Origin of the sequence: Coprococcus intestinihominis (assembly GCF_040096555.1) — a bacterium.
GTDB lineage: Bacteria > Bacillota > Clostridia > Lachnospirales > Lachnospiraceae > Coprococcus_A > Coprococcus_A intestinihominis.
Window position 1 is genome coordinate 1 of record NZ_JBBMEK010000347.1, and the last position, 2,819, is coordinate 2,819.

General features: G+C 48.4%; 4 protein-coding genes. All 4 read right to left on the bottom strand.

Features of this window, described 5'->3' with window-relative positions; all coding sequences use genetic code 11:
- Window positions 1-73: 73 nt before the first annotated feature.
- The 4 genes from WMO25_RS16920 to WMO25_RS16935 all read right to left on the bottom strand — a co-directional run bounded on the left by WMO25_RS16920 (window position 74) and on the right by WMO25_RS16935 (window position 2,709).
- On the bottom strand, window positions 74-190 hold the full coding sequence (locus WMO25_RS16920; RefSeq protein WP_349086333.1) for an excisionase: 117 nt from the start codon (window positions 188-190) through the stop codon (window positions 74-76).
- 14 nt (window positions 191-204) lie between these two features.
- Window positions 205-741 carry a type II toxin-antitoxin system PemK/MazF family toxin gene (locus tag WMO25_RS16925; protein WP_349086336.1) on the bottom strand — a complete coding sequence of 179 codons (537 nt, stop codon included), beginning with the start codon at window positions 739-741 and terminating at the stop codon, window positions 205-207.
- A 540-nt stretch (window positions 742-1,281) separates the two neighbouring features.
- Complete coding sequence (locus tag WMO25_RS16930; protein ID WP_349086337.1) at window positions 1,282-1,713, bottom strand: RNA polymerase sigma factor; 432 nt, start codon at window positions 1,711-1,713, stop codon at window positions 1,282-1,284.
- Between the two features lie 582 nt (window positions 1,714-2,295).
- Complete coding sequence (locus WMO25_RS16935; RefSeq protein ID WP_349086339.1) at window positions 2,296-2,709, bottom strand: winged helix-turn-helix domain-containing protein; 414 nt, start codon at window positions 2,707-2,709, stop codon at window positions 2,296-2,298.
- Between the last annotated feature and the right edge of the window lie 110 nt (window positions 2,710-2,819).

Below are 2,819 nucleotides of genomic sequence, written 5' to 3' on the forward strand. Positions count from 1 at the left end.
GAGAGTTCCTCCTTATTCTCTTTATTATACATGAATTCTTTGAGAATAAGGTGTCAACTTTATTTATACAACATCACTTATTTCGCCCTATGCCGGAATACTCCGCCGCTTCATCTATGGTCAGGTTACTTTTTTCCCAAATCGGAACTTGAATCTTTCTTTTTACTTCCTCAACAAATGCAGTTTCCACAAACAATCCTCCGTTCACTTATTCACTGGTTTTGAAATCACAACAAAATCAAATCCTCTGCGCTGATTGCAATAGCTGCAGGTGTCCTTTTCTGTCTGCGCAGGGTCCACCCGGCGCAAAAAATAAGCGCCTGCATTTCGGAAATTCTCCGCACAGACGCTGCAAAGGCTCATAACGAGCGCATCAGGAATATGATGTTTCAAATCAAGGCTGATTGCCAGGGCGCAATCCAGCCCGCTTAACTGCTCCTCATTCAAACGCCCCACATATCTTTCCAGGCGCTGTTTATCTATGGTGCGAATCTGCTCCAGCATGATGACGGATGGCCGGTCCAAACCGTTTTCCAATCCAACATAGTAATGTGTGGGCAGCTTTTCTTTCGTTTCCTTCCTGCTTGTGATGGCGGCGATAATGACCGTAGGGCTGTGCCGGTTGCCCACATTGTTCTGAATGATGACCACCGGACGGCAGCCCTCCTGTTCGGAGCCAACACCCCGATCCAGATCGGCAAAATATATATCGCCGCGCAGATATGTCCTGCTCATCTTCATTCTGTCCTCCTTTTGAAAATTCAGCGGTATGACCGCCTATGTAGTGCAAACCAATTTGTCCTCGACACCCCGGTCTGCTATTGGGAAGTCATCAAGGCGGCTGGCGGCTTACCAGCTCCACGGGAATCTCACCCCTCCGAGGATCACTCCGAGCTGCCCCCACTTGTTGCGACGGATCACGGTGCATACAGCGCGCCGCTTCAACGCTCGACTTTATGGCCGGGCAGGAGTATCGTTAGCCCCATTGCCTGTCATCGCCATGCCGGGGGCCGCCCGGCACTTAGGGCCTGCCGTTTCTCGCTCCATACCGGACAGGACAGACCTAAGACCTCAAAATTCAGATCGGTGGCGTCCTCGCTGTCTCCTGACCGGTATATCGTGGCGCAGCAGCTCATGTGGCTTATGCTCATCACAATAGCAATGGGAATGTGCCTGATGAATGGGTATTCAATTTTCAAGGAACATGGAGGCCAGAAAAAAAGCCCCTCACTTTCTTTGCCGTTAAGTGAGGGGCTTGCACACATTATTCCAAAACTTTTTTCAATTTTTTAAGGACACGCATTTTCCGGGTATGTACCGCATTATGATATACGCCCAATTCCTCCGCATATTCCCTTCCGTCTTGCCGTCGAAGAAGATGGCTTTAATCAGGGCCTTTTCGCTCTGGCTGAGCTGCTCTAACGCCTGGTATAGCTCCTGAATGGAAAGCCTGCGTAAAACAGCTTCCTCCACGCTTTCATACCGGTCAGCAAACTGTGCCGCCTGATCTTCCGCAAGCCTGTCCCGCGAATCCTCCCGGCTGGGGATCACTTTTACCACACGGCCTTCCTTGTCCAAAACGGTCCGTTCTGTTTTCAGGTCATTCTCAAAATATCGCATTTTCCGGTCGCCCTGCATATAGACGGCGTAGACTTCCTCTGATACCTCAATGAACTGCCCGCTGATCCATAACCTTTTTCTGTCAGCATCCACGCTGAGTACCTCCAATCATTCTGAATTTTTTTGAGAAATCCAGACCGATTGGAGGGCCGCGGCAATGCGGCAGAAGGCTTTTGTCACACTGATAGGGGCGCAGACAGCGCAAACAATTCCATTTTTCGACAAAAGAAAAGCGCACCCACGGTAAAGCAGGTGCGCGAAATTGGTGATTCTTGCCAGATATTAGAAACCGGGACGGGAATAAGCAAAACCCTGTCGAACAAAAAAATACCGCAATCCCCTCAAGGACTGCGGTATGTACGAGGCTGTTTCGTTGGTTTTTGTTCGGCGGGTTTGCTCCTGCCGCCATTCCAATCCGTTCCATAAATCCCCCTTACCGGGGAAAGAACGCTAAAACACCTCTTATTTCCCCACATGAATTTGTCAATGGGGAGATTATATTGTACAAAACAGTAGAATAACCTTAGATTAACAGTAGAAACGGCATAATATATCGCAAGTTGCGACAGGAAATAGGGCCAGAAAGTCGCATAAAATCAGACTTGGCCGGAATTTGGACAATCTTATCGGAAAAGCAGCGGCCTGATTTTTCAAGCCGCTGCTCCTTAAACCATACTATTTAGATTCCATGTCAAAACAATATCCGATCTCCCGGACACATCGTATCGTAAAAGGTGTATCCGGCGCTGCTTCATATAGCTTTTCCCGCAGATTGCGGATATGGCACCCTATGGTATTACTTTCATTGCCGAGTGGTTCCTCGCCCCATATCCTTTGATAAATCTGTTCATAGGTAAGGACACGGCCTTTATTTGCCACCAGCAGACATAGTAGGTCATATTCCTTTGCAGTCAGATTGATTTCCCGGCGGTTCCGGTATATCTTGCGACGATCCGGGTATATTTCCAGTCTCGGAAGGGATAACACATCTTCCTCATTAAAACGCAACTGTTCAAAGGCGGAATGATGTTTCAATACAGCCATCACTTCGTCAAAGACCGACGAATCCTGGTCATTGAATTCTATCACTAAAATGCGTCCGATGGTATCACCCCTTTCAAAGAAAAGGCGGTGGCAGGTTTTGCCCACCACCGCCAGATTGCTGTTTTATTCAGCCTTATCCTTTTTCCTCTTGCCAA